Origin of the sequence: Mesorhizobium hawassense, assembly GCF_003289945.1 — a bacterium.
Lineage (GTDB): Bacteria > Pseudomonadota > Alphaproteobacteria > Rhizobiales > Rhizobiaceae > Mesorhizobium > Mesorhizobium hawassense.
Map to the genome: position 1 here is coordinate 47934 of NZ_QMBP01000023.1, position 22499 is coordinate 70432.

The following is a 22499-nucleotide window of genomic DNA, read 5'->3' on the forward strand; positions in this document are numbered from 1 at the left end:
TCCAAAATCCTGATATCAGCCGATATGGGCTTTGTAGGCGGCCTCATCCATGAGGCTGTCGAGCTGGCTTTCGTTGGCGAGCTTCATCTTCCAGAGCCAGCCATCGCCGGTCGCCGCGGAATTGACCAGCGAGGGGTCGGCCGACAGCGAGCCGTTGGCTTCGGTGATCTCGCCGTCGACCGGCGCATAGACGTCCGATGCCGCCTTGACGGATTCGACGACGACGGCGGTATCGCCCTTGGCGAGCTTGCGGCCGATCTCGGGCAGCTCGACGAAAACGAGATCGCCGAGTTGTTCCTGCGCATAATCGGTGATGCCGACCGTGGCGACGCCGCCTTCGACGCGCAGCCATTCATGATCTTCGGTGAAATAGGTCTTTGCCATCTTGGAAATCATCCTTTGCGGTAGCGGTGTGGGGTGAAGGGCAGGGCGGCGATGTCGACCGGGATTTTCGTCCCGCGGACGTCGGCGAAAAGTTTCGTGCCGGGCTTGGCCAGGGCGGGGTCGACGTAACCCATGGCGACCGGGTGGCCGGTAGAAGGACCGAAGCCGCCGGAGGTGACGTGGCCGGCCGGGTTGCCGTCGGCATCGATGAGCGTTGCGCCAGCGCGGACCGGCTGGCGACCGTCGGGCTTCAGGCCGACACGCTTCTGCGGCGCCCCGCGCTCGATGATCGAACGCAGCGCGTCGGCGCCGATGAAATGGCCGGCGGCGCGAACCTCCTTCGGGATCGCCCACATCAGCCCGGCGCTTGCCGGGTCGATCTCCGTCGTCAGGTCCTGGCCGTGCAGGCAGAGCCCGGCTTCGAGGCGCAGGCTGTCGCGGGCGGCAAGGCCGATCCACTGCACGCGATCGTCTTCCAGCAGTTTGGCAACGAAGTCGCGGGCATCGGCCTCCGGCAGGCCGATCTCGAAACCGTCCTCACCGGTATAGCCGGAGCGGCTCATGAACCAGTCTTGCCGGGGCTCGACGCCGTGCATGAAGAGCAGCGAGCCGGTCTCGATGCCGGCACGTGCAAGAGCTGCCCACGCATCCGGACCCTGGATCGCCAGGAAAACCCTGTCGAGCGGTTCGACGCTCACGTTGAAATCCGCAGCCAGAGCGCGAAGATGCTTCTCGTCCTCGACGGCATTGCCGGCATTGGCCACGACCATGAAGCGGTCGTCGCCAAGGCGGGTGACGATCAGGTCGTCGATGATGCCCGCCGCCTCGTTGAGGAAGAAGGTGTATTTGGACTGCGAGGTTTCCAGCGCGCCGGCATCGAGCGGGCAGGCGCGGTTCAGCAGCGCCGCGGCACCCGGACCGCCGACCGCGAACAGCTTCATATGCGAGATATCGAACAGGCCGGCATGCTCGCGCGCGTGCAGATGCTCCTTCATCACCCCGGGCGGGTAGGTGAGCGGCATCGACCAGCCGGCGAAGGCGCCGAAACGCGCGCCCGCGGCCTGGTGCAAATCCTCGAGGGGTAGGTGTCTGGTGTCTTCGCCTGTCATGTCTTCTCCAGAGTCGCACGGCAATCGACCGCCACTGGCGGCCTAGTCGTGCCCCTCTGTCTGAAGCCTGAGAGACTCGCGCCCCGTAACCCTGTCGGCAGCGCTTACACCTTCGGCGCGGGAAGATTCCCGACTTTCCAGAGTTGTCTTTCCCGTCCACGGTTCTTTTGCCTGAGAGATTTCGGGCGATTTCCCCTTCGGCGACAGCTTGCGCTGTTCTCTCCCGCAAACAGGAAGGACTCAGTCGCCTGAGCCCTCGACGCGCCATCCATAGCCCGTCGGCGACACCTTGTCACCTCCCTGCGACATCGAAGATGCGTTGATATTCAGGTGAGGCCGGTCTGTAAATGCCGGCTTTCTGCACTTCCGGTGCTCACGTACTGCAAGTACGCTCCGCTCCGGTTCTCGGAAGCCACCCAGTTTGGTCGCTTCGCGCCCGTCTTCGACTCCGACTCGGCCTGACCTGAATCTCAACACATCTAAAGCGCAGCACCGGCAAGTCTTCGCTAACCACGCCATTTGCCGGTTTCTCAAGATACTTCTGATATACCCGCCGCCATGACGCACTAAGTTCGCCAGCAACAGGCGACGGGCAGGGACGGCAGATGGGCGAATTGATCATGAGCGCTCCGGTTGCGGGGCTGACCTCGAAAAACAAGATCACGGCCGAAGACGTGACGATGCTGCGGCGCGAGGTGTTCGCGGACGGCGTGGTCAGCCGCGGTGAGGCGGAGGCGCTGTTCGCGCTCGACCAGACGGCGCGCGACAAGTGCGGGGAATGGGCGCCGTTCTTCGTCGAGGCGGTGACCGACTACATCGTCCACCAGGAAAAGCCGGAAGGCTATATCTCGCAGGAGAACGCCGACTGGCTGGTCCGCACGATCTCTCGCGACGGCATGGTCGACAGCCGCACCGAGCTCGAGCTGCTGGTGCATGTGCTGGAAGAGGCGAAAACCTCGCCCGGGCAGCTTTCGGCCTATGCGCTGGAGCAGGTCGCGCATGCGGTGATCGACGGCAAAGGGCCGCTGATGCTCGGCGGCCAACTTATGCCGGGGCTGATCGCCCGGGCCGAGGTCGATCTCTTGCGCCGCATTCTCTACGCCTATGGCGGCGATGGCAACATCGCCATCAGCAAGGCCGAGGCGGAGGTCCTGTTCAGGATCAACAACCAGACCGCGGCCGCCCAGAACGATCCGTCGTGGAACGACCTCTTCGTCAAGGCGATCGCCAATTATGTCATGTGCTCGGCCGGCTACGAGCCGCCGACGCGCGAAGTGGCGCTGCGCCACGAAAATTTCCTCGACGAGGCGGCGCCGACGCTCGGCGGTTTCTTCAGCCGCATGGTCTCCGGCGGGTTTTCCGCAATCCTCGAAGCCTATCAATCGCCCGGCGACGTCGAGTCCGACTGGGAGGCCAGGAATCGGGCCGCGGAGGCGCTTGCCCGCCGCGCCGAGACCATCGACGCCGACGAAGCCGAATGGCTGGCCGCGCGCATCGGCGGCGGCCAGCGGCCGCTGCGCGACAACGAACGCGCGCTGCTGACGCTGATCAAGCAGGCTTCGCCTGAAATCCACCCGGCGCTGAAGCCGCTGCTGGACAAGGTCGCCTAACGGCGACCGTCCTGCACAGGATGATGTTGGAATGGCCTTCGGGCCATCCGGCGAATTCGCCCACACGTTCAAAGCCAGCCTTCTCGTAGAGACCCGGTGCCTGGAAGTCGTGCGTTGCGACCCAGATGCGTCGAGCGCTTCGCGCGGCAGCCTCGGCTACGAAGGCATCGAGCAGCCTCTTGCCATGGCCAAGGCCTCGACAGGCTTCGTCGACCCACATCAGCTTGAGTTCGGCGATCCCCGCCCAGGAATAACCCGCGGCGATGCCAATCGGGTGTCCGGCCGTGTCCCGCAGCAGAAAGACCAGGCCGCGATCATCGTCGCAGCCTGTCAGACGCCGGTTGTCGCCGTTGAGCCGTTCTTCAATGGCATTAGGCTCGGCCGGCGCAAGATCGTGCTCGGCCTGCAAGAGAGGGACTATCAAATCCCGCCATACCAGTCGTAGCCATTGTCTTCCCAATAGCCGCCGCGGCCGCCGCCGACACTGGCGAAACTGTCGACCAGCTCGATCTTGTAGAGGTATTTCGGCATCTTGTAGCCGAGCTGGCGCTCGACGCGGACGCGCAGCGGCGCGCCGTTCTCAACCGGCAGCGGCTTGCCGTTCAGGCCATAGGCCAGGATCGTCTGCGGATGGCGGGCGTCAATAAGATCGATCGTGCCGTAATATTTGATGTCGCCGGACAGGCTCTGCTCGATCGTGTCGAGGCAGTGGAACATCACGTAACGGGCCTGCGGCTTCACCACCGCCTGGTCGAGCACCAGCGACAGTGGCGTGCCGGTCCATTTGGCGATACAGCTCCAGCCTTCGACGCAGTCATGGCGGGTGATCTGGGTTCGGCTCGGCATATTCTGAAGCTGCTCGCGGGTCAGCGACAGCGGTTTTTCGACAAGCCCGGTGACCTCCAGCCGCCAGTCGGCGAAGTTGTTGGCGAGCAGACCTTTGTAGGTGTCGTCATCCGGCGCGGTGACGCCGTTCGGCCGCTGCGGCTGGCGGATATCGGCCTCGGTGAATTCGGGCGCCAGCGCGTTGCGGCCGGCAAGCAGGCGCTGCGCGCGGTAGGTCAGGCCGTTGGCGTTTTCGAGGAAGCTGCGCAGACCGCCACCGATGCCGAGGCCGCTGTCAAAGGCATCGCAACCCGAAAGCGCGATGCCGGACAGGCCGAGGCTGCTGGCGGTCAAAAACTTGCGGCGGCTGATCTGGAATTTTGCCATGTCAGACGCTCCTCTCGGTCGGTTGGTCGTGTTTTTCCGGCGGGTCGGTGCGGTACCAGCCAGTGATGATCGAGCGCAGCTCGTTGATCGGGCCAGCGGCGAGGATCATCACGATGTGGATGACGAAGAAGCCGACCAGAAGCAGCATGACGGTGAAGTGGATGGTGCGCGCGGTCTGCCGGCCGCCGAGGATTTCGTTCAGCCAGGGCAGCACCGAATTCATGCTCGGCGACATGGCGAGCCCGGTGATGATCATCAGCGGCAGAAGCACGAACAGCACGCCGCCATAGGCCATCTTCTGCAGCGTGTTGTATTCGCGCGTATGATGGAATTTTAGCTTGGCGTGGTCGACGATATCGCGTGGCAGCTTGCGCAGATCGGAGAGGCGCGGGGCGAGATCGCGGCGGATATGGCCGTTAATCAGCCCGGCGACCAGCCAGATCAGCAGCGTCGCGCTGAGCAGCCAGGCGAAGAAGAAATGCACGACGCGGGCGGTGCCGAGATCGTAGTAGGAGGGGATCGTCGCCCAGGAAGGGAAGGCGCGCTGCGTCTCCTGTCCCGGTGGGCCTGACCAGCCGAGCACGCCGGTGGTGTCGAAGCGATGGCCGAAGATTTGCGTGAAACCGCGCGGGCCGTTCGCGGTGTTCTCGGCGCCGATCTGCAGGATCGTGTTGTTGAACTCGAAGCCGGACTGCTTGCCGATATAGAGCTGCGGACGCGCGTTGAAGATCTGCAAGCCGGAAAGCAGCATGAAAAACAGCGAGAAAGCCCAGATCCAGTGGGTCAGCCGCGTCCAGCGCGATTGCCGATAGATGAGGGTCGTGTCCTTGCCGTCCGCCTTGGCGGCGGATTGGTTGTTGGCAACAGTGTCCATTCTGCCTCCGGCCGCCTCTTGGAAGCGGCTTCTCAGGTCATTGTCTCCCCCTCAATACGTCGCCGCACAAGGCAATGTTTCATGCGATCACGGATTTATTACGGGGTGCCCAGGCTGACCGCCAGATTGACCGCCGCGGCAACGATCACCGTGTTGAAGAAAAAGGTCAGGATCGAGTGGACGAGCACGACCATGCGCATGTGCGAAGTGGTGATGGCCGTGTCGGCGGTCTGCGCCGTCATGCCGATGACGGTCGCGAAATAGAGGAAATCCCAGCCTTCCGGACGTTTGTCGCCGGGAAAATCGAGCCCACCGACCGGCATCTTCTTCTGGGTCTTCTCGTCGATCTCGTCGCCGTCCTTCCAGTAGAGATGGGCATAGTGCAGTGACGCCATGGCGTGGATGGTGAACCAGCCGAGCGGGATCGACAGCATGGCGAAGCCAAGCTGCCAGGGGTGGGCTGCGTCCTTCTGGTTGATGAGCAGGAACAGCGAGACGATGGCCGCCACCACAACGAAGAGCGTGACGGCGAAGATCAGCAGCACCGGCATGTCGGTGGCGCGGGCGTTCTTGCTGAGGTAACGGCCGGTGAGCCTCGGCATCAAGGCGAGGACCAAGGCGATATAGGATGCAAAGAAGACGTTGGCGCCGATCGAATAGGGGAGCGGCGCGCGCAGCAGCAGGGCAAGCAGCAGTGCGACGATGCCGATGGCCGCGGCCAAGGCGAACTGCATGTGCCGACGCATCGGTTTTTTGAGGGTCGTGTCGTCACCCATGGCCCGGCCTCCTGAAAGGCGTGCGGATCAGTTCGGTGTGACGGATTTGAGCGCGCGCCGCAAGATGCGGTCGAGCTCACCGAGAAACTGCGACCGGTCCTTTGGCGTGAAGGAGGCGTTGAAGCCGCGACTTTCGCCGGTCTCGCGCAGATGCTGCTTCAAATCGCGCATCGCCACCGCCATGCCGATCGTCTCGGGCGTGAAAGGGCGGCCGGTGGGTCCCAGCACATGCGCGCCGAGCGCCACCGTGCGCGCGGCAAGCGGGATGTCGGCCGTCACCACGACGTCGTTGGCCCTGGCGTTCCCGGCGATCCAGTCGTCGGCGGCATCCGCGCCCTTGGAAACGACGACGTTGCGGATCATCGGATCGCGAGACGGCCGCAAGCCGCCATTGGAAACGTAGGTCACGACGACGCCATGGCGCTCCGCGACCTTCTCGACCTCGGCCTTGACCGGGCAGGCGTCCGCATCGACGTAGATGATGATATCCCGGGCGATCGGCTGCTCCTGGTGGTTATTTGTCTTGCGGCGCCAGTTCGACCAGCAACCGGGTGACGATCAGGTCGCGAAGCACGACGCCTTCGGGCACTCGCTCCGGGGTAACCGCCACCAAGCGGGCTGTATTCTCGCTTTGCATTTTCCGCAAGGCTTCGACATTGCTGGCCGTGTCGGCGATGGATTTGTCGGAGAAGCCGCTGATCTTCAGTATCGCCGCGGGTCTGATCCACGTAGCGCGCTCATCAACTGGTCGGCCTGGTCGGAGCTCTTGGGGTTGGTCAATTGCGCCAGAACGACGCTGCCCTTGGCCGAGGCGACATATTTGCCGGCTGGGTCGATCACCACGACCGACATATCGGGATCATGCTGCGACAGTACCCTGATGTACTCGGCGACGACCGGCGCTTGGTAGTAGTCGCCGCGGCCAAGTTGCAAGGTCATGCTCACCGGCTCTCCGGGCGCCAAATTGCGGTCGACGTTTTCAAGTTGGACAAAATCACCCTTGGCGACGAATTCACCTTCTACGATGGAAGAGCTGATCGGAACCGGGTCGATCGTCCTCTTGGCCTCTTCGCGGAATTTTGCGCCCCAGCCGCCGGGCGCGGTGAACTCACTGATGTCGCCCGAGACCACGCCATAGGCGAGCAGCGGAATGATCATCAGAGCGATCAGCGTCACGCTGTCGCCCAGTGAAAACCGCTTGATGCCATAAGCCAAGGCGAGCCCGGTGACGAGCACCGCTGCGGCGATCAAGAGCGCTTGCATGAACCCCTCCAGTTGCCGTCTCAAGACAGAACGGGCGATCATCCGATCGCCCGTCAGCCTGCTCCATGAGGTATTTCACGCAGGACGGTGCCGGCTGGCTCCAACGGCGTCAGGCCGGAAGCGCCCCGGACTTCTTCGCCGTCCAGGTGGCGATGTAGTCCATCAGGCCGGGGTTGAGGCAGTCATAGGGCTCCAGCCCGATCGACCTCAGCTGGGCGCGGATACTGTCCATTCGTTTCGGATCGACGCCGGACTCGATGATCGAGGAGACGAAAGCGGCAAAGCCGGGCGGCGACCAACCGTCCTCCTCGAAGCGCTCCGGGTGGATGAAGGACAGCCCCTTGAAGGGGTGGTCGCGCTCGACCGGGCCGTACATGTGGACGCCGCAGCCGGTGCAGGCATGGCGCTGGATGAGCGCGGCCGGGTCGACCACCTTCAGCTTGTCGCCGTTCTCGGTGACCGTGACGTCGCCAGTGCCGGCAACGGCCACCACCGAGAACACCGCGCCATCCGGCTTCCAGCATTTGGTGCAGCCGCAAGCGTGGTTGTGGGCGATCTGGCCCTTGACCTTCACCTTCACCGGCTTGCTGGTGCAGGCGCAGACCAGCGTGCCGCCGGAAAAAGAAGCGCTTTCCTTCGGCAGGCCATTGTCGATTTTCGGATGCAGTTTTTCCGCCATTCCATTCCTCCCATGTTGACCAAAGAGATCGCAGGCGTTCGGCCCGCGGCCCAGTGGGTTTCCTCAGTAAACCACGACACTCCGGATCGACTTGCCCTCATGCATGAGGTCGAAGCCCTTGTTGATGTCCTCGAGCTTCAGCGTATGGGTGATCATCGGATCGATCTGGATCTTGCCCTCCATGTACCAGTCGACGATCCTCGGCACGTCGGTGCGGCCGCGCGCGCCGCCGAAGGCGGTGCCCATCCAGGTGCGGCCGGTGACCAGCTGGAACGGCCTGGTCGAGATCTCCTGGCCGGCGCCGGCGACGCCGATGATGACCGACTTGCCCCAACCGCGATGCGAGGCCTCCAGCGCCTGGCGCATCACCTTGGTGTTGCCGGTGCAGTCGAAGGTGTAGTCGGCGCCGCCGATCTGGTCTGCGCCCCGCTTGGTCATGTTGACGAGGTAAGGCACGATGTCGCCGTCGATCTCCTTTGGATTGACGAAATGCGTCATGCCGAACTTCTCGCCCCAGGGCTTCTTGTCGTTGTTGACGTCGACGCCGATGATCATGTCGGCGCCGGCAAGGCGAAGGCCCTGGATGACGTTGAGACCGATGCCACCGAGGCCGAAGACGACGGCGGTGGCGCCCTGTTCGACCTTGGCGGTGTTGATGACGGCGCCGATGCCGGTGGTGACGCCGCAGCCGATGTAGCAGATCTTGTCGAAGGGGGCGTCGGGATTGACCTTGGCCAGCGCGATCTCGGGCAGCACGGTGAAATTGGAGAAGGTCGAGCAGCCCATATAGTGGAAGAGCTTGTCCTTGCCCATCGAGAAGCGCGAGGAGCCATCCGGCATCAGCCCTTGGCCTTGGGTGGCGCGGATGGCGGTGCACAGGTTCGTCTTCCTCGACAGGCATGACGGGCACTGCCGGCATTCCGGCGTATAGAGCGGGATGACATGGTCGCCCTTCTTGACCGAGGTGACGCCCTTGCCGACATCGACCACCACGCCGGCGCCCTCATGGCCGAGGATGGCCGGGAACAGGCCTTCCGGATCGGCGCCCGACAGCGTGAACTCGTCGGTGTGGCAGATGCCGGTCGCCTTGACCTCGACCAGAACCTCGCCTTCGCGCGGCCCTTCGAGGTCCACCTCCATGATCTCCAGCGGCTTTCCGGCGGCGACGGCAACGGCGGCACGCGTTTTCATGAGGCATTCCTCCCAAGCGATTTGCAAGTTTTAGCTAACGGCAAGCTGCCCGTGGCGAATGCCAGCCTGCCATCCCTTCGGCCTTAAAAATAACCTTAGCGAGTTCCGCGTTGGCGGCCAACGTCTCTTGCGACGTTTTTCGGCGCGGTTTCCGCAATCGGCGGCTGCCACAAGCCAATCCGCGGACACTTGAGGCGCGCCGGAATTATCCATAGAACTGGACCGCTTCGCCGGAGGAACGACATCCGAATGTTCAAGAAGATCCTGATCGCCAATCGCGGCGAGATCGCCTGCCGCGTGATCAAGACGGCGCGCAAGATGGGGATTGCCACCGTCGCGGTCTATTCGGATGCCGACCGCGATGCCGTGCATGTCGAAATGGCCGATGAAGCGGTGCATATCGGGCCGTCGCCCGCCGCGCAGAGCTACCTAGTAGCTGACAAGATCATCGCCGCCTGCAAGGAGACCGGCGCCCAAGCCGTGCATCCGGGCTACGGCTTCCTGTCCGAGCGCGCTTCCTTCTGCGAAGCGCTGGAGAAGCAAGGCATCGTCTTCATCGGGCCGAAGCCCCGGGCGATCAAGGCGATGGGCGACAAGATCGAATCGAAGAAGTTCGCCAGCGAGGCCAAGGTCTCGACCGTGCCGGGTTGGCTCGGCGTCATCGAAGACGCCGACCATGCCGAAAGAATCGCCGGCGAGATCGGCTATCCGGTCATGATCAAGGCCTCGGCCGGCGGCGGCGGCAAGGGCATGCGCATCGCCTGGAGCAAGGCGGAGGTGCGCGACGGCTTCGACCGGGCGCGCTCGGAAGCGAAAAGCTCCTTCGGCGACGACCGCGTCTTCATCGAGAAGTTCGTCGTCGATCCGCGTCATATCGAGATCCAGGTGCTGGCCGACGCGCATGGCACCGCGCTCTATCTCGGCGAGCGCGAATGCTCGATCCAGCGCCGCAACCAGAAGGTGGTCGAGGAGGCGCCGTCGCCGTTCCTCGACGCCAAAACCAGGAAGGCGATGGGCGAGCAGGCGGTGGCGCTGGCCAAGGCCGTCGACTACCAGAGCGCCGGCACGGTCGAGTTCATCGTCGACAAGGACAAGAACTTTTATTTCCTTGAAATGAATACGCGATTGCAGGTCGAGCATCCGGTGACCGAACTCGTCACCGGCATCGACCTGGTCGAGCAGATGATCCGCGTCGCCGCCGGCGAAAAGCTCGGCATCAAGCAAAGCGACGTGAAGCTGAACGGCTGGGCGGTGGAGAGCCGCCTTTATGCCGAAGACCCTTACCGCAATTTCCTGCCGTCGATCGGCCGGCTGACGCGTTACCGGCCGCCGGAAGAAGGCACGTTCGGCGATATCGTCGTGCGCAACGACACCGGCGTCACCGAAGGGGCCGAGATTTCGATGTTCTACGACCCGATGGTGGCGAAGCTCTGCACATGGGCGCCGACGAGACTCGCGGCGATCGACGCGATGTCGGAGGCGCTGGACAACTTCGTCGTCGACGGCATCGAGCACAACATCCCGTTCCTGGCGGCGCTGATGCAGCACCCGCGCTGGCGCGAGGGGCGGCTGTCGACCGGCTTTATCGCCGAGGAATATCCGGACGGCTTCGCGCCGGTCGAGCCCAGCGGCGAGGAGAGGGCGGTGTTTGCCGCTGTCGCAACGGCGATCGAACTGCTGCGTCGCGACCGGCTCGACCGCCTGAGCGGCCGGCTGGCGCCGCATTCCGGCCATCTCAAGCGCGACTGGGTGGTGAAGATCGGAGCGGAGTATCTTTCGGCCGAGATCGTCGACGGCATGATTTCTATACCGATGGAGGTCGATCTGTCGATCGACGGCGGCAAGCCGTTCACGGTTGCCTCCGACTGGCGGCCGGGCGACGCGATCTGGCAGGGCACGGTCGGTGGTAACAACATTGCAGCGCAGATCCGACCGATGCTGAACGGCTTGCGCATCGCCTGGAAAGGCATGTCGGTGACCGCGCGCGCCATGCTGCCGCGCAACGCCGAGCTCGAAAGGCTGATGCCGGAGAAGGTGGCGCCGGACACCTCGAAAATGTTGCTTTGCCCGATGCCCGGACTCGTCGTGTCGATCGCTGTCGCGGAGGGCCAAGAGGTCAAGGCCGGCGAGACATTGGCCGTGGTCGAGGCGATGAAGATGGAGAACGTGCTGCGCGCCGAGCGCGACCTCACGATAGCCAGGCTCAACGCAAAACCTGGCGACAGCCTGGCAGTCGATGCGGTGATCATGGAATTCGCCTGACCGGCTTGCTGTGTACAGGTGATCGCTGGACTCGCATCGCGGGCTCCCGGACAATACATCTGCACGGATATTGAGTCCTTTCGAGCGATACGAAGCCCATGGCGGATGAACGACTTCCTCGCGACCCGTTGCAGCGCGAAGCGGCGGTGAAGGCTGCGCGGCCCGAAACGCCGGCGCGCACGTTCATCCATTTGCGCGTGCATTCGGCCTATTCGCTGCTGGAAGGCGCGCTGCAACTCGGCGCGATCGTCGGCCACGCGGTCAAGGACGAGGCGCCGGCGATCGCGGTGACCGACACCAACAATCTGTTCGGCGCGCTGGAATTCGCCCAGAAGGCGGTCAAGGACGGCATCCAGCCGATCATCGGCTGCCAGATCGATCTCGCCTTTTCCGGCGAGGCGAGCGACGGCCAGCGCGACCGCCGTCGCCATGGGCCGGAGATATCGCCGATCGTGCTTATCGCCGCCAGCGAGGACGGCTACAGCAATCTTGTGCGGCTGATAAGCAAGGTCTATCTGGAGACGCCGCCCGGCGAGCCGGTGCATCTGACCAGCGTGGCGCTGGAAGGCAAAAGCAACGGGCTGATCTGCCTTACGGGTGGGCCGCGCGGTCCGATCGGCGCCGCTCTGAAGGCCGACCGGCGCGACCTCGCCGAACAGCGGCTGCTGTTCCTCAAGGGCCTGTTCGGCGACCGTCTCTATCTCGAATTGGAACGCGTCGCCGGTTATGACCGCATGGTCGAAAAATCGACCGTCGACTTGGCCTATACGCATGAATTGCCGCTGGTCGCGACCAACGAGTCGTTCTTTTCCAAGCGCGACGACTACGAGGCGCATGACGCGCTGATCGCCATCGCCGAAGGCTCGGTCGTTGCCGCCGACAACCGCCGGCGGCTCGCGGCTGACAATTTCCTGCGCAGCCAGGCCGATATGGCGCGGCTGTTCTCCGACCTGCCGGAAGCGATCGACAACACCGTCGAGATCGCGATGCGCTGTTCCTACTATCCGAAGAACCGCAGCCCGATCCTGCCGCGTTTCACCGGCGCCGACGCGGCGGACAAGGATGCAGCGGAGAAGGCGGAAGCCGCCGAGCTTGCCCGTCAGGCCCGCGAAGGCCTGGATGCCCGCCTTGCCGCGCACGGGCCGACGCCGGGTTACACGGTCGAGCAGTATCGCGAGCGGCTGGAATTCGAGCTCGGCATCATCGAGAAGATGAAGTTCCCGGGCTACTTCCTGATCGTCGCCGACTTCATCAAATGGGCGAAGGCGCAAGGCATTCCGGTCGGGCCGGGGCGCGGTTCGGGCGCCGGCTCGCTGGTCGCCTATTCGACCACCATCACCGACATCGACCCGCTGCGTTTCTCGCTGCTGTTTGAGCGCTTCCTCAATCCCGACCGTGTGTCGATGCCCGACTTCGACATCGACTTCTGCCAGGACCGGCGCGAAGAGGTCATCCGCTACGTCCAGCAGAAATACGGCCGCGACCAGGTCGGCCAGATCATCACCTTCGGTACGCTGCAGGCGCGCGCGGTGCTGCGCGACGTCGGCCGCGTGCTGCAGATGCCTTACGGCCAGGTCGACAAGCTCTCCAAGATGGTGCCGCAGAACCCGGCCAATCCGGTCAAACTTGCGGACGCCATCGCCAACGAGCCGCGTTTCGCCGAGGAGGCAGAGAAGGAACCGATCGTCCAGACGCTGCTCGATACGGCGCAAAAGCTCGAAGGCCTCTACCGCCATGCCTCGACCCACGCCGCCGGCATCGTCATCGGCGATAGACCTTTGTCCGAATTGGTACCGATGTATCGCGATCCGCGCTCGGACATACCGGTCACCCAGTTCAACATGAAGTATGTCGAGCAGGCGGGGCTGGTGAAGTTCGACTTCCTCGGGCTGAAGACGCTGACCGTGCTGGAAACGGCGGTGAAGCTGATCCGCCGGCGCGGCGTCGACATCGATCTCGCTACGATACCGCTCGACGACAAGGATACCTACGCCATGCTGTCGCGCGGCGAGGTGGTCGGCGTGTTCCAGGTTGAAAGTGCCGGCATGCGCAAGGCGCTGATCGGCATGCGGCCGGACTGTATCGAGGATATCATCGCACTGGTCGCGCTCTACCGTCCCGGCCCGATGGAGAACATCCCGACCTACAACGCCAGAAAGCATGGCGAGGAGGAGATGGCCTCGATCCATCCCAAGATCGACCATCTGGTGAAGGAAACCCAAGGCGTCATCGTCTATCAGGAACAGGTGATGCAGATCGCGCAGGAGCTGTCCGGCTATTCGCTCGGCGAAGCGGACCTTTTGCGCCGCGCCATGGGCAAGAAGATCCGCGCCGAGATGGACAAGCAGCGCGAGCGCTTCGTCACGGGCGCGGTCGAGCGCGGCGTCAGCAAGCCGCAGGCCGATTTCATCTTCGACCTTCTGGCCAAGTTCGCCGACTACGGCTTCAACAAGTCGCACGCGGCGGCCTATGCCGTGGTTTCCTACCAGACCGCCTATCTCAAGGCGCATTATCCGGTCGAGTTCCTGGCGGCGTCGATGACGCTCGACATGAGCAACACCGACAAGCTGGCCGACTTCCGCCAGGACGCGATGCGGCTCGGCATCGAGGTGGTGGCGCCGTCGGTGATGTCGAGTTTCCGTCCGTTCGAGGTCGGCGAAAACAAGATCTTCTATTCGCTGGCGGCGCTCAAGGGTGTCGGCGACGCGGCGGTCGAGCATATCGTCGCCATGCGTGGCGAAAAGCCGTTCAAGAACCTCGCCGATTTCTGCGAGCGGGTCGATCCCAAGATCGTCGGCAAGCGCGTCTTCGAAAGCCTGATCATGGCCGGCGCGCTCGATTGCTACGGGCACGATCGCGCCCAGATGATGGCCGGCGTCGAGCGGATGATGGGCCTGGCCTCGCTGGCGCAGCAGAACGCCATCTCCGGCCAGGCGGACATTTTCGGCGCTTCACTTGGGAGCCAATCGCAGGCGCTCAACCTGCCGGCAACCGATCCGTGGCTTGCCGCCGACCGGCTGCATCGCGAGTTCCAGGTGGTCGGCTTCTATCTCTCGGCACATCCGCTGGATGAGTACAAGGCGGCACTGCAGAAGATGCGGGTGCAGAACTGGGGTGAATTCTCGGCCGCGGTCAAACGCGGCGCTGCCGCCGGCCGGCTCGCCGGCACCGTCACCACCAAGCAGGAGCGCAAGACCCGCACCGGCAACAAGATGGGCGTGGTGCAGTTTTCCGACACGACGGGCCAATATGAGGCGGTCCTGTTCTCCGAAGGGCTGGCACAGTATCGCGACATGCTGGAGCCGGGCCGCTCGGTGGTGATCACGGTTTCAGCCGAGGACCGGCCTGAAGGTGTCAATCTGCGCATCCAGACCGTGCAGTCGCTGGAGGATGAGGCCAGCCGTATCCAGAAGGCGTTGCGGATTTTCGTGCGCGATTCAGCGCCCCTCGGCACGCTCGCCAACCAGCTTGCCGTGAAGGGCGAGGGGCAGGTAAGCTTCGTGCTGATCAAGGAAGCCGGACAGGGCGAGGTCGAGATCGAATTGCCCAACCGCTACCGCATCTCGCCGCAAGTCGCATCGGCCATGCGAGCCGTGCCCGGTGTGGTGGAAGTGGAGCTGGTCTAGCTCACGGCGTCGCCGCTTCCGCTTCCGCCACGCGCGGCGTCTTGCGCTGCAAATTGAGCAGGTTGCCGGCCAGGATCAGCGCCGCGCCGCCGGCGGTGAAGACGTCGATCTGTTCGTGATAGAGCAGCCAGCCGACCAGCGCCGACAATGGCACGCGCAGGAAATCCATCGGCGAGATGATCGTGGCGTCGGCGTGGGTGAGCGCGCGGGCCAGGCAGAAATGCGAGGACATGCCGGTGAAGGCGATCAGGAAGATCCACGGCCACAGCCCAAGTGAGGGGTTGTGCCAGTCATAGAGCGCCGGGATCAGGCCCACCGCCGACTGGATGATCAGCATCCAGAAGATGATGCGCACCACGCTTTCGGTCTTGGTCATCGACTTAACCAGCACCATCGAGATGCCGAAGCAGACCGCCGCGCCGAGCACGACGAGATGACCGGGATCCATCGAACCGGCGCTCGGGCGCACGATGACGACCACGCCGATCAGTCCGAGCACGATCGCCGCCAGCTTCGACCGCGACAGCCTTTCGCCGAGGAAGCTCACCGCCAGGATCGCCGTCCACATCGGCGTCGTGAACTCGATCGAGATCAGCACGGCGAGCGGGATGAGCGTCAGCGCGTAAAGCCAGGCCGCCTGACCGGTATAGTGGATGACGTTGCGGGCGAGATGGGCGAGCGGGCGCTCGGTGCGCATCGCTGCAAAGCCGCCACTCATCATCACCACCGGCAAAAGGATAAAGAAGCCGATCACCGAGCGCAGCTCGAGCACCTGGAAGACGTTGAGCTCGGCCGTGGTCTCGCGGCCGGCGACCGACATCGCCAGCATCGAGGCGATCGACAGCGCCATCCAGAGCGCGGCTTTTGGGATCGAGGGAGCAGGTGCCATTGGGGCTATCTCGCAAGCCGGGGCTCCTGCCGCAACTCATAGTGGCGGCATTCGACTGGGCCAGAGACAGCCGCCAGACCTTTTCGTTCCATGTCGTTTCCCCAAAACGCTGTGCGGTTTGGGCGGCGTGCGTCAGCCTCCGGTAAGCGACAATCCGCGGGCTCGTTCGCGCAAAAGGTCGAGCAACTGGTTGCGCCGGGGCTCGGGCGTGTCGATGGGCAGCACGAAGCAGAGCGTCCTGTTGATGGCGCCATGGCCGTCATGGATGGGGGCGGCCATGCACCAGGTGAAACGGTCGGCAAGCGCCGAGGTCTCGCTGAAACCCTGCGCCCGCGCCCGCTCGACATCGGCGAAGAACTCCTGCGGCGCGATGATGCGGCCGTCCGGCAGCTTGTAGTCGCCGGCCGGAATGAAGCGTTTGAGCTCGGCCTCGTTCATATGGCCGACGAGCAGCCGGCCCGATGCGGTCCACGGGATCGGCACCTCGACGCCGACATCGCTGGAGATGCGGAACGGGCCGGGAGAGTCGCGGCAGTCGAGCACGACATATTTGTTGCCGCGCAGCCCGCAGAGCTGGACGGTCTCGCCGGTTTCCGCGGCCATCTTGTCCAGGGTTTCGAGAATGCGGCGATAGTGGGCGTTGTGATGTGAGTAAGCCCAGCCGAAAAGGTGCATCGCACGACCGAAATAGACATAGCCTTCGGAGCCGACATTCTCGAGCATCTCGGCCTCGAGCAGGCTGTTGACGATCTCGTAGGTGGTCGAGCGCGGCGCGCCGATCATCTTGGCGAGGTCGCCGACGCGCACCGGCGCGCGATGCTTCAGCAGAGCCTCCAGCAGCATGATGACGCGGTCGATGCCGCGACGTCGCTCGCCGCCTTGCGGCTGCGCGCCCGCTTCGATCGGATCAGTCGCCCCGTCACTCATGCCCAGTCACTCATGCCAGCCGCCCAGGATCATTTTTCCGGTCCTCGTCTCCAGACGCTTGAAAGATGTCAAGGCTCAGACTAGCATCCATTTTGTCCGATATACAGACATCATGTCTGAAATACCGGACAAACTAACGAGCCGGACAGAGAAAGTCCAGACGGGAAAGCAGCGGTTTCCGCGATGTGGCGACCGAGGGCTTCTGTCGTCCCGGACTTCGCGCGTCCGGACATAGCCACCAAAGGGGAACCGTCATGAAGAAATCGTCGTTATTCGCATCCGCCAGCGCCCTTTGCCTCGGTCTCGTCCTGGCCGTGAGCACCGGCACCGCGGCCAATGCAGCCGCCAACTGCATCAAGGGCGACCGCAAGCCGCCCTACACGATCGGCTGGGCCGACATCTATTCCGTGCCGACCTGGATGAAGCAGACGCAGGGCACCATCGAAGCCGAGGTCGAGACGCTGAAGAAGCAGGGTCTTGTCGACAAGCTGGTCGTGACCGACGCCCAGGGCGACGCCAATGTGCAGATCCAGCAGATCCAGTCGATGATCGATTCCAATGTCGACGCCATCATCCTGATCGCCGGCTCCTCGACCGCGCCGGCGCGCGTGCTGGCCGACGCCTGCGCCAAGGGCATCGCCATCATCAACTTCGACAGTCTGGTCGACACCGACAAGGTGACCGCCAAGGTCAACACCGATTCCTCGCAATGGGGCGACCAGGCCGCCAAGTTCCTGATCAGCGCCATTGGCGGCAAGGGCAAGATCCTCATCCTGAACGGCCCGGCCGGCATTTCGGTCAGCGACGATCGCCGCAAGGGCGCCGATGCCGAGCTTAAGGCCCATCCCGACGTGAAGGTCCTGGCCGAGACCAACACGCCCTACAACGTCGCGCCCGCCCAGGAAGCCGTCACCAGCCTGCTGTTCGCCAATCCCGAGATCGACGGCATCCTGTCGCTCGGCGGCGCGCTGTCGGCCGGCGCGGTGCTGGCGCTCGACAAGCAGGGCCGCGACCAGGTGCCGATCACCGGCGAGAATGCGCGGCAGTTCCTCGAACTGTGGAAGGAAAAGGGCCTGAAGAGCTGGGCCACCATGCAGCCGAACTGGCTCGGCGCCTTCGCCGCCTACACCGCGGTGCAGGCGCTGCAAGGCAAGGATGTGCCGGCCTTCGTCAAGATCCCTCTGCCGGTCATCGACAATTCCAACATCGACGAATACCTCGCCCGCGCCAAGGATTTCCCGGCTGACGGCTATATCTATTCGCCCTACGATGAGGAGCTGTTCAAGAAGCTGCTGGCGCAGAAATAAGCCGGAAGGGTTGTAGCATTGACGACCGTGGCTCCGCTCCTGGCCGCGCGGGGTGCGTCGAAGGCATTCTTCGGCAACCCCGTCCTGCGCGGCGTTTCCATCGCTCTGCAGCCGGGCCGCGTGCATGCGCTGCTCGGCGAGAACGGCGCCGGAAAGTCGACCTTGATCAACCTCTTGTCCGGCGCGCTGCGGCCGGACGGCGGGGAGATCGAAGTCGACGGACGCGCCGTGCCGCGCATGACGCCGGCCCTGGCGCGCCAAGCCGGCATTGCCGTCGTGCAGCAGGAGCTCAGCCTGACCGCCAGTCTTTCGATCGCCGAAAACATCGGGCTGGGAGCCTATCCGAAACGGTTCGGCCTGATCGATTACAATGAGCTCGCCGCGCGGGCGAAAGCCGCCTGCGCGCTGGTCGGACTCAACGAACCACTGTCGACGCCCGTCGGGCAGCTTGCGCTCGGGCGCCGGCAGATGGTCGAGATCGCCAAGGCGCTCTATCGCATGCCGCGGGTGCTCATCCTGGACGAACCGACATCCTCGCTCTCCGCCACCGAAACGAAGATCCTGACGGACCTTTTGGAGCGGTTGCGTGGCGAAGGCATCGCCATTCTCTATATTTCGCACCGGCTGAACGAAGTGATGGCGCTCTGCCAGCATGTCACCGTGCTCAAGGACGGCACATGCACGGCCGACCGCTCGCTGCAGGGGACCGATGCAGCCGGATTGGTGCGGCTGATGGTCGGGCGCGACCCCGGCGATCTCTTTCCCCAATGGCAGCCATCCGCGTCGCCTGCCAGCGCGATATCGGTTCGTGGGTTCTCCGCCGGACTGATGCGCGATGTCGATCTCGACATCAGGGCCGGGGAAGTGCTGGGCGTCGGAGGCCTGGTCGGGCAAGGGCAGGAGGATCTGCTGCTCGGGCTCTACGGTGCCATTCCAGCCAAGGCGGCATCCGCAGTGGTCAATGGAGCATCGGGCCTGCCGGGCGGAGTGCCGAAGGCCAACGCGCTGGGGCTCGCCTATGTGCCGGCCGACCGAAAGCGGGAAGGTTTGCACCTGATCCATCCGATCCTCACCAACATGATGCTGCCTGCCTTCGCCAGGCTGCCGGCACTGAAGCTTCGCAGCCGCAAGACTGAACGCGAGACGGGAAAAAGCCTTGCCGCCCAGCTTGCCATCAAGGGCGATCTGCAAAGGCCGGCGCAGGCGCTGTCCGGCGGCAACCAGCAGAAGGTCGCGCTGGCCAAATGGATGCCGCATGATCCGCTGGTGCTTCTGCTCAACGACCCGACGCGCGGCGTCGACGTCGAGACCAAGCGCGAAATCTACCTGATGCTTCGCGGCTTCGCCGCTGCCGGCAAGGCCGTCGTGCTGCTCAGCTCCGACACGCCGGAGTTGGTGCATCTGTGCGACCGCGTTGCCGTGGTGCGGGAAGGCCGCATCACGGCGACGCTGGAACGGGCAGCGCTGAGCGAGGAGGCAATCGTGTCGGCGGCGATGGGCGCCGAGAAGCAGAAGGTCGCGGCATGAGCATGGTTCCTTCCGCGAAATCCGCCGGCGCACTCTACTGGCCGGTGCAGGCGCGCCGCAACATCGGCGTGCGCAGCCTGTTCCTGGTCGTGCTGGCGTTCCTCGTCGCCTATGGCGTGCTGTTTCCCGGCCTTTTCACGGCCTCGGGCTTCGCCAAATTCACGCAGAGCTGGTTCCCGCTCGCGCTGGTGGCGATGGCGCAGGCGATCCTCATGCTGACGGGCGGCATCAGCCTGGCGATCGGCGCCACCGTCAGCCTCGGCGCCGTCATCGCCGCGACCACCATGGCCGGTCCGCTCGGCGTCGCCGGCGGCGTGGCCATCGTGGTGCTGGCCGGGCTCGGCATTGGAGCCGCGACCGGCTTCATCGTCGTCAAGCTGCGCCTGCCGGCGATCGTGGTGACGCTTGCCGGCTCCTTCATCATTGGCGGCGCGGCACTGCTGATCCTGCCTCGGCCAGGCGGCGCCATTCCGGCATGGCTGTCGGACCTGCTGGCCGGCGACACGCCAGCGGCGTTCGTGCTGCTCGTGGTGATCGTGCTGCTGTGGAAGCTCTACCTCGCCACGCCGCTGGGCCTCAGCCTCTATGCCGCCGGCGAGAATCCGGTCGGCGCCTATCGCTCCGGCGTGCCTGTCGATGCGGCGCGCGTCGCTGCCTATGCGATCAGCGGCCTGCTGTCGACGGGCGCCGGCTTGTTCGTCGCCGCGCAGACGGGGTCGGGCGATCCGGTGATCGGCACGGCTTTCACGCTCAATTCGATCGCCGCGGCGGTGCTTGGCGGCATCGGTTTCCTCGGCGGGCAAGGGACGATGCGCGGTGCGCTCGCCGGCAGCCTGCTGCTCAGCCTGATGATCAGCGTCATGTTCTTCCTCGGCTTCACGCCGGTGGCGCAATATGTCGCGCAAGGCCTGATCATCATCGGTGCCGTCGCCATCCCGCAATTCCGCAAGGTGCAGCCATGACAGCCTGGAACGACAGCACAGGCGGCATACGCGCGAGCGCGATCCTGAAAAGCCGGCCGTTTCTCACGCTCGCCATCGTCGCGGCCGTCTGGATCGCGGCGAGCTTCGTCTCGCGCGGCTTCGGCGCCTATGGCCATCTGCGCTACCTGGTCGAACTCGGCGCCGTCATTGGCCTCGTCGCGGCGGGCCAGACCTTCGTCGTGATCGCCGGCGGCATCGACCTGTCGGTCGCGGCGATCGTCACCGTCAGCGCCATCAGCCTGCCGCTGCTGTCGTGGCAAGCCGATCCGACTGGGCTGGTGTCCATCCTGGCGGTGCTCGCGCTGACCACGATCATCGGCGTGGTCAACGGGTTGGGCGTGGCGCTGCTGCGCGTCCATCCGATGATCATGACGCTGGCCATGGCGACCTTCCTGCAGGGCCTGTTGATCATCATCGCCGGCGGCAGCGCCGTCACCGCCGAGAACCCGCTGGTCCACTGGCTCGGCAATGCGCGGCCGGCCGGCGTGCCGGCGGGTATCATCCTGTGGGTTGCCGTCTCGGCGATCGTGTTGACGGTCATGCACGCCACGCCTTTCGGCGCGCGCATCTTTGCCATGGGCGCCAACCCGCTGGCGGCTTCCTTGTCGGGCGTTCCGGTGACGTCGACGACACTCGCCGTCTACGGCATCAGCGGCTTCACGGCGGGGCTGGCGGGCGTGCTGGTGCTCGGCATGAACGGCCAGGGCTATGTCGGGATCGGCGATCCGTACCTGCTCGCCTCGATCGCCGCCGTGGTGCTCGGCGGCACCTCGATCCTGGGCGGGCTCGGCACCTATGCGGGCACCATTCCCGGGGCGGTCCTGCTGGTGACGATCACCGCGCTGATCACCGTGGTCAATGCCTCGCCCGGCTGGCGCAGCATCCTGTTCGGCTCGCTGATCCTCGGCCTTTTGCTTCTCTCAGGCAGGGAGCAGGCGCGTCGATGAGATGTCGTCCAGCCGATAGATGCGCCTTGCGTTGCCGAAGAACAGCGCCGCCTGCTCATCCGCGGAAAGGTCGGCCGAAATGGCCTTGAAGCTGTCATACACCTCGTCGAACGAGGCATGCATTCCGGCGACCGGGAAGTCGGAGCCGAACATCGCTCGCCCTGCGCCAAAACAGTCGATGCAGTGGAGCACCACCGGCCGCAGACTGTCGAGCGTCCAGTCATGATCATAGGCGACGAGGTCCGAGATCTTGATGGCGACGTTTTCGCGCCCGGCGAGGAGCCTGAGCCCATCGCGCCATCTGCGCATGCCCTCGGCGTCGCGGTCGATCGGGCTGCCGCAATGGTTGAGGACGAATTGCTGGTCCGGGAACGCCGCCGCCAAGCGAGTTGCGTCGGCGAGCTGGCGCGGGAACACCATCAGGTCGAAGGAGAGCCCGTGCCGGGCAAGCTGGCCAAGGCCGGCGCGCCAGGCGGGATCGTCCATGACGCCGTTGCTGGCGGCGAAGCGCCGGGCAGGATCCGGATCCCAGCTCAATATGTCGCGCACACCGGCGACGCGATCGAAGGCGGCATGCGCTTCGATGAGCGCTGCTGCCTGCGGACTGGCCAGCGGCACGTGCACGACATAGCGGCTGGCGACGCCTTGCGACTTGTCCAGCGTCTCCAGCCAGCGCGTCTCGCCGACGCTGTCTTCGGCGGTCCAGCCGGCTTCGACATGGACGGTGGCGACAATATCGTGCCTAGCGGCATCGCGGTGATAGTCCGCCGGAAGATAGTTGCGGCGCAGGGGGCCAAGCTCACCCAGGCCACCGCGCTCGCCCGCGGTTGCTGCGAGCCAGGGGTGCCGGCCCAGCGAGAGATCCCACAGGTGATGATGGGCGTCGACGATCGGTCCAGAGTAGGGAATTGGCACGCGGTTCTCTCAAGCCCA

21 protein-coding genes and 1 riboswitch are annotated in these 22499 nt (G+C 64.5%); of the genes, 7 read left to right on the plus strand and 14 right to left on the minus strand.

Annotated elements, in window-relative coordinates:
• Positions 1–15 precede the first annotated feature (15 nt).
• Together gcvH and gcvT are read right to left on the minus strand one after the other, a co-directional pair.
• Positions 16–384 (minus strand): glycine cleavage system protein GcvH, encoded by a 369-nt coding sequence (gcvH, locus tag DPM33_RS31300; RefSeq protein WP_112101258.1) that lies wholly within the window; start codon positions 382–384, stop codon positions 16–18.
• An 8-nt stretch (positions 385–392) separates the two neighbouring features.
• The gene (gene gcvT / locus DPM33_RS31305) at positions 393–1493 is read right to left on the minus strand and encodes a glycine cleavage system aminomethyltransferase GcvT (protein ID WP_112101229.1); all 1101 of its coding nucleotides are present in this window, start codon (positions 1491–1493) and stop codon (positions 393–395) included.
• 149 nt (positions 1494–1642) lie between these two features.
• A riboswitch (glycine riboswitch) is annotated at positions 1643–1729 on the minus strand.
• Between the two features lie 369 nt (positions 1730–2098).
• Here gcvT and DPM33_RS31310 point away from each other — a divergent pair.
• Positions 2099–3103, plus strand: a complete 1005-nt coding sequence (locus DPM33_RS31310) for a hypothetical protein (RefSeq protein WP_112101230.1) — start codon at positions 2099–2101, stop codon at positions 3101–3103.
• Here the strand turns inward: DPM33_RS31310 and DPM33_RS31315 are convergent.
• The 9 genes from DPM33_RS31315 to DPM33_RS31350 form a co-directional block, all read right to left on the minus strand.
• Positions 3042–3563: a GNAT family N-acetyltransferase gene (locus DPM33_RS31315; RefSeq protein ID WP_342634387.1), complete on the minus strand. Its 522-nt coding sequence runs from the start codon at positions 3561–3563 to the stop codon at positions 3042–3044. The two genes, DPM33_RS31310 and DPM33_RS31315, sit on opposite strands and share 62 nt — an antisense overlap.
• The gene (locus DPM33_RS31320; protein WP_112101231.1) at positions 3524–4315 is read right to left on the minus strand and encodes a molybdopterin-binding protein; all 792 of its coding nucleotides are present in this window, start codon (positions 4313–4315) and stop codon (positions 3524–3526) included. The genes DPM33_RS31315 and DPM33_RS31320 overlap by 40 nt, the downstream gene beginning before the upstream one ends.
• Position 4316: 1 nt before the next feature.
• The gene (locus DPM33_RS31325) at positions 4317–5189 is read right to left on the minus strand and encodes a cytochrome b/b6 domain-containing protein (protein WP_112101232.1); all 873 of its coding nucleotides are present in this window, start codon (positions 5187–5189) and stop codon (positions 4317–4319) included.
• A 98-nt stretch (positions 5190–5287) separates the two neighbouring features.
• Complete coding sequence (locus tag DPM33_RS31330) at positions 5288–5965, minus strand: DUF1345 domain-containing protein (protein WP_112101233.1); 678 nt, start codon at positions 5963–5965, stop codon at positions 5288–5290.
• Between the two features lie 27 nt (positions 5966–5992).
• On the minus strand, positions 5993–6451 hold the full coding sequence (locus DPM33_RS31335) for a YaiI/YqxD family protein (protein ID WP_425373604.1): 459 nt from the start codon (positions 6449–6451) through the stop codon (positions 5993–5995).
• Positions 6452–6479: 28 nt separating this feature from the next.
• Positions 6480–6602, minus strand: coding sequence for a hypothetical protein (locus DPM33_RS37545; protein ID WP_281004839.1), 123 nt, complete (start codon positions 6600–6602; stop codon positions 6480–6482).
• A gap of 65 nt (positions 6603–6667) precedes the next feature.
• On the minus strand, positions 6668–7216 hold the full coding sequence (locus DPM33_RS31340; RefSeq protein ID WP_146770353.1) for a hypothetical protein: 549 nt from the start codon (positions 7214–7216) through the stop codon (positions 6668–6670).
• A gap of 121 nt (positions 7217–7337) precedes the next feature.
• A complete protein-coding gene (gfa, locus tag DPM33_RS31345; RefSeq protein ID WP_112101236.1) occupies positions 7338–7907 on the minus strand; it encodes an S-(hydroxymethyl)glutathione synthase in 570 nt (189 codons plus the stop codon).
• A 63-nt stretch (positions 7908–7970) separates the two neighbouring features.
• Positions 7971–9098 (minus strand): S-(hydroxymethyl)glutathione dehydrogenase/class III alcohol dehydrogenase, encoded by a 1128-nt coding sequence (locus DPM33_RS31350; protein ID WP_112101237.1) that lies wholly within the window; start codon positions 9096–9098, stop codon positions 7971–7973.
• Positions 9099–9347: 249 nt separating this feature from the next.
• Here DPM33_RS31350 and DPM33_RS31355 point away from each other — a divergent pair, with 249 nt between their 5' ends.
• Positions 9348–11360, plus strand: coding sequence for an acetyl-CoA carboxylase biotin carboxylase subunit (locus tag DPM33_RS31355; protein WP_112101238.1), 2013 nt, complete (start codon positions 9348–9350; stop codon positions 11358–11360).
• Between the two features lie 98 nt (positions 11361–11458).
• Positions 11459–14986 (plus strand): DNA polymerase III subunit alpha, encoded by a 3528-nt coding sequence (gene dnaE, locus DPM33_RS31360; protein WP_112101239.1) that lies wholly within the window; start codon positions 11459–11461, stop codon positions 14984–14986.
• Between the two features lies 1 nt (position 14987).
• Here the strand turns inward: dnaE and DPM33_RS31365 are convergent, their stop codons facing one another.
• The gene (locus DPM33_RS31365; RefSeq protein ID WP_112101240.1) at positions 14988–15875 is read right to left on the minus strand and encodes a DMT family transporter; all 888 of its coding nucleotides are present in this window, start codon (positions 15873–15875) and stop codon (positions 14988–14990) included.
• Between the two features lie 132 nt (positions 15876–16007).
• Entirely contained in the window at positions 16008–16802 is a 795-nt protein-coding gene (locus tag DPM33_RS31370; RefSeq protein WP_112101241.1) for an IclR family transcriptional regulator, read from the minus strand.
• Between the two features lie 254 nt (positions 16803–17056).
• On the opposite strand from DPM33_RS31370, the gene DPM33_RS31375 reads away from it, so the two are divergent.
• Genes DPM33_RS31375 through DPM33_RS31390 form a run of 4 tightly spaced genes read left to right on the plus strand, consistent with a single transcriptional unit; the run spans position 17057 to position 21566 of the window.
• Entirely contained in the window at positions 17057–18109 is a 1053-nt protein-coding gene (locus DPM33_RS31375; RefSeq protein WP_112101242.1) for an ABC transporter substrate-binding protein, read from the plus strand.
• A gap of 18 nt (positions 18110–18127) precedes the next feature.
• On the plus strand, positions 18128–19636 hold the full coding sequence (locus DPM33_RS31380) for a sugar ABC transporter ATP-binding protein (RefSeq protein WP_112101243.1): 1509 nt from the start codon (positions 18128–18130) through the stop codon (positions 19634–19636).
• Entirely contained in the window at positions 19633–20598 is a 966-nt protein-coding gene (locus DPM33_RS31385; RefSeq protein WP_112101244.1) for an ABC transporter permease, read from the plus strand. Before DPM33_RS31380 ends, DPM33_RS31385 begins: the two co-directional genes overlap by 4 nt.
• Positions 20595–21566: an ABC transporter permease gene (locus tag DPM33_RS31390; RefSeq protein WP_112101245.1), complete on the plus strand. Its 972-nt coding sequence runs from the start codon at positions 20595–20597 to the stop codon at positions 21564–21566. The genes DPM33_RS31385 and DPM33_RS31390 overlap by 4 nt, the downstream gene beginning before the upstream one ends.
• Here the strand turns inward: DPM33_RS31390 and DPM33_RS31395 are convergent.
• A complete protein-coding gene (locus DPM33_RS31395) occupies positions 21540–22481 on the minus strand; it encodes an amidohydrolase family protein (protein ID WP_112101246.1) in 942 nt (313 codons plus the stop codon). The genes DPM33_RS31390 and DPM33_RS31395 overlap by 27 nt on opposite strands.
• Positions 22482–22499: the final 18 nt, after the last annotated feature.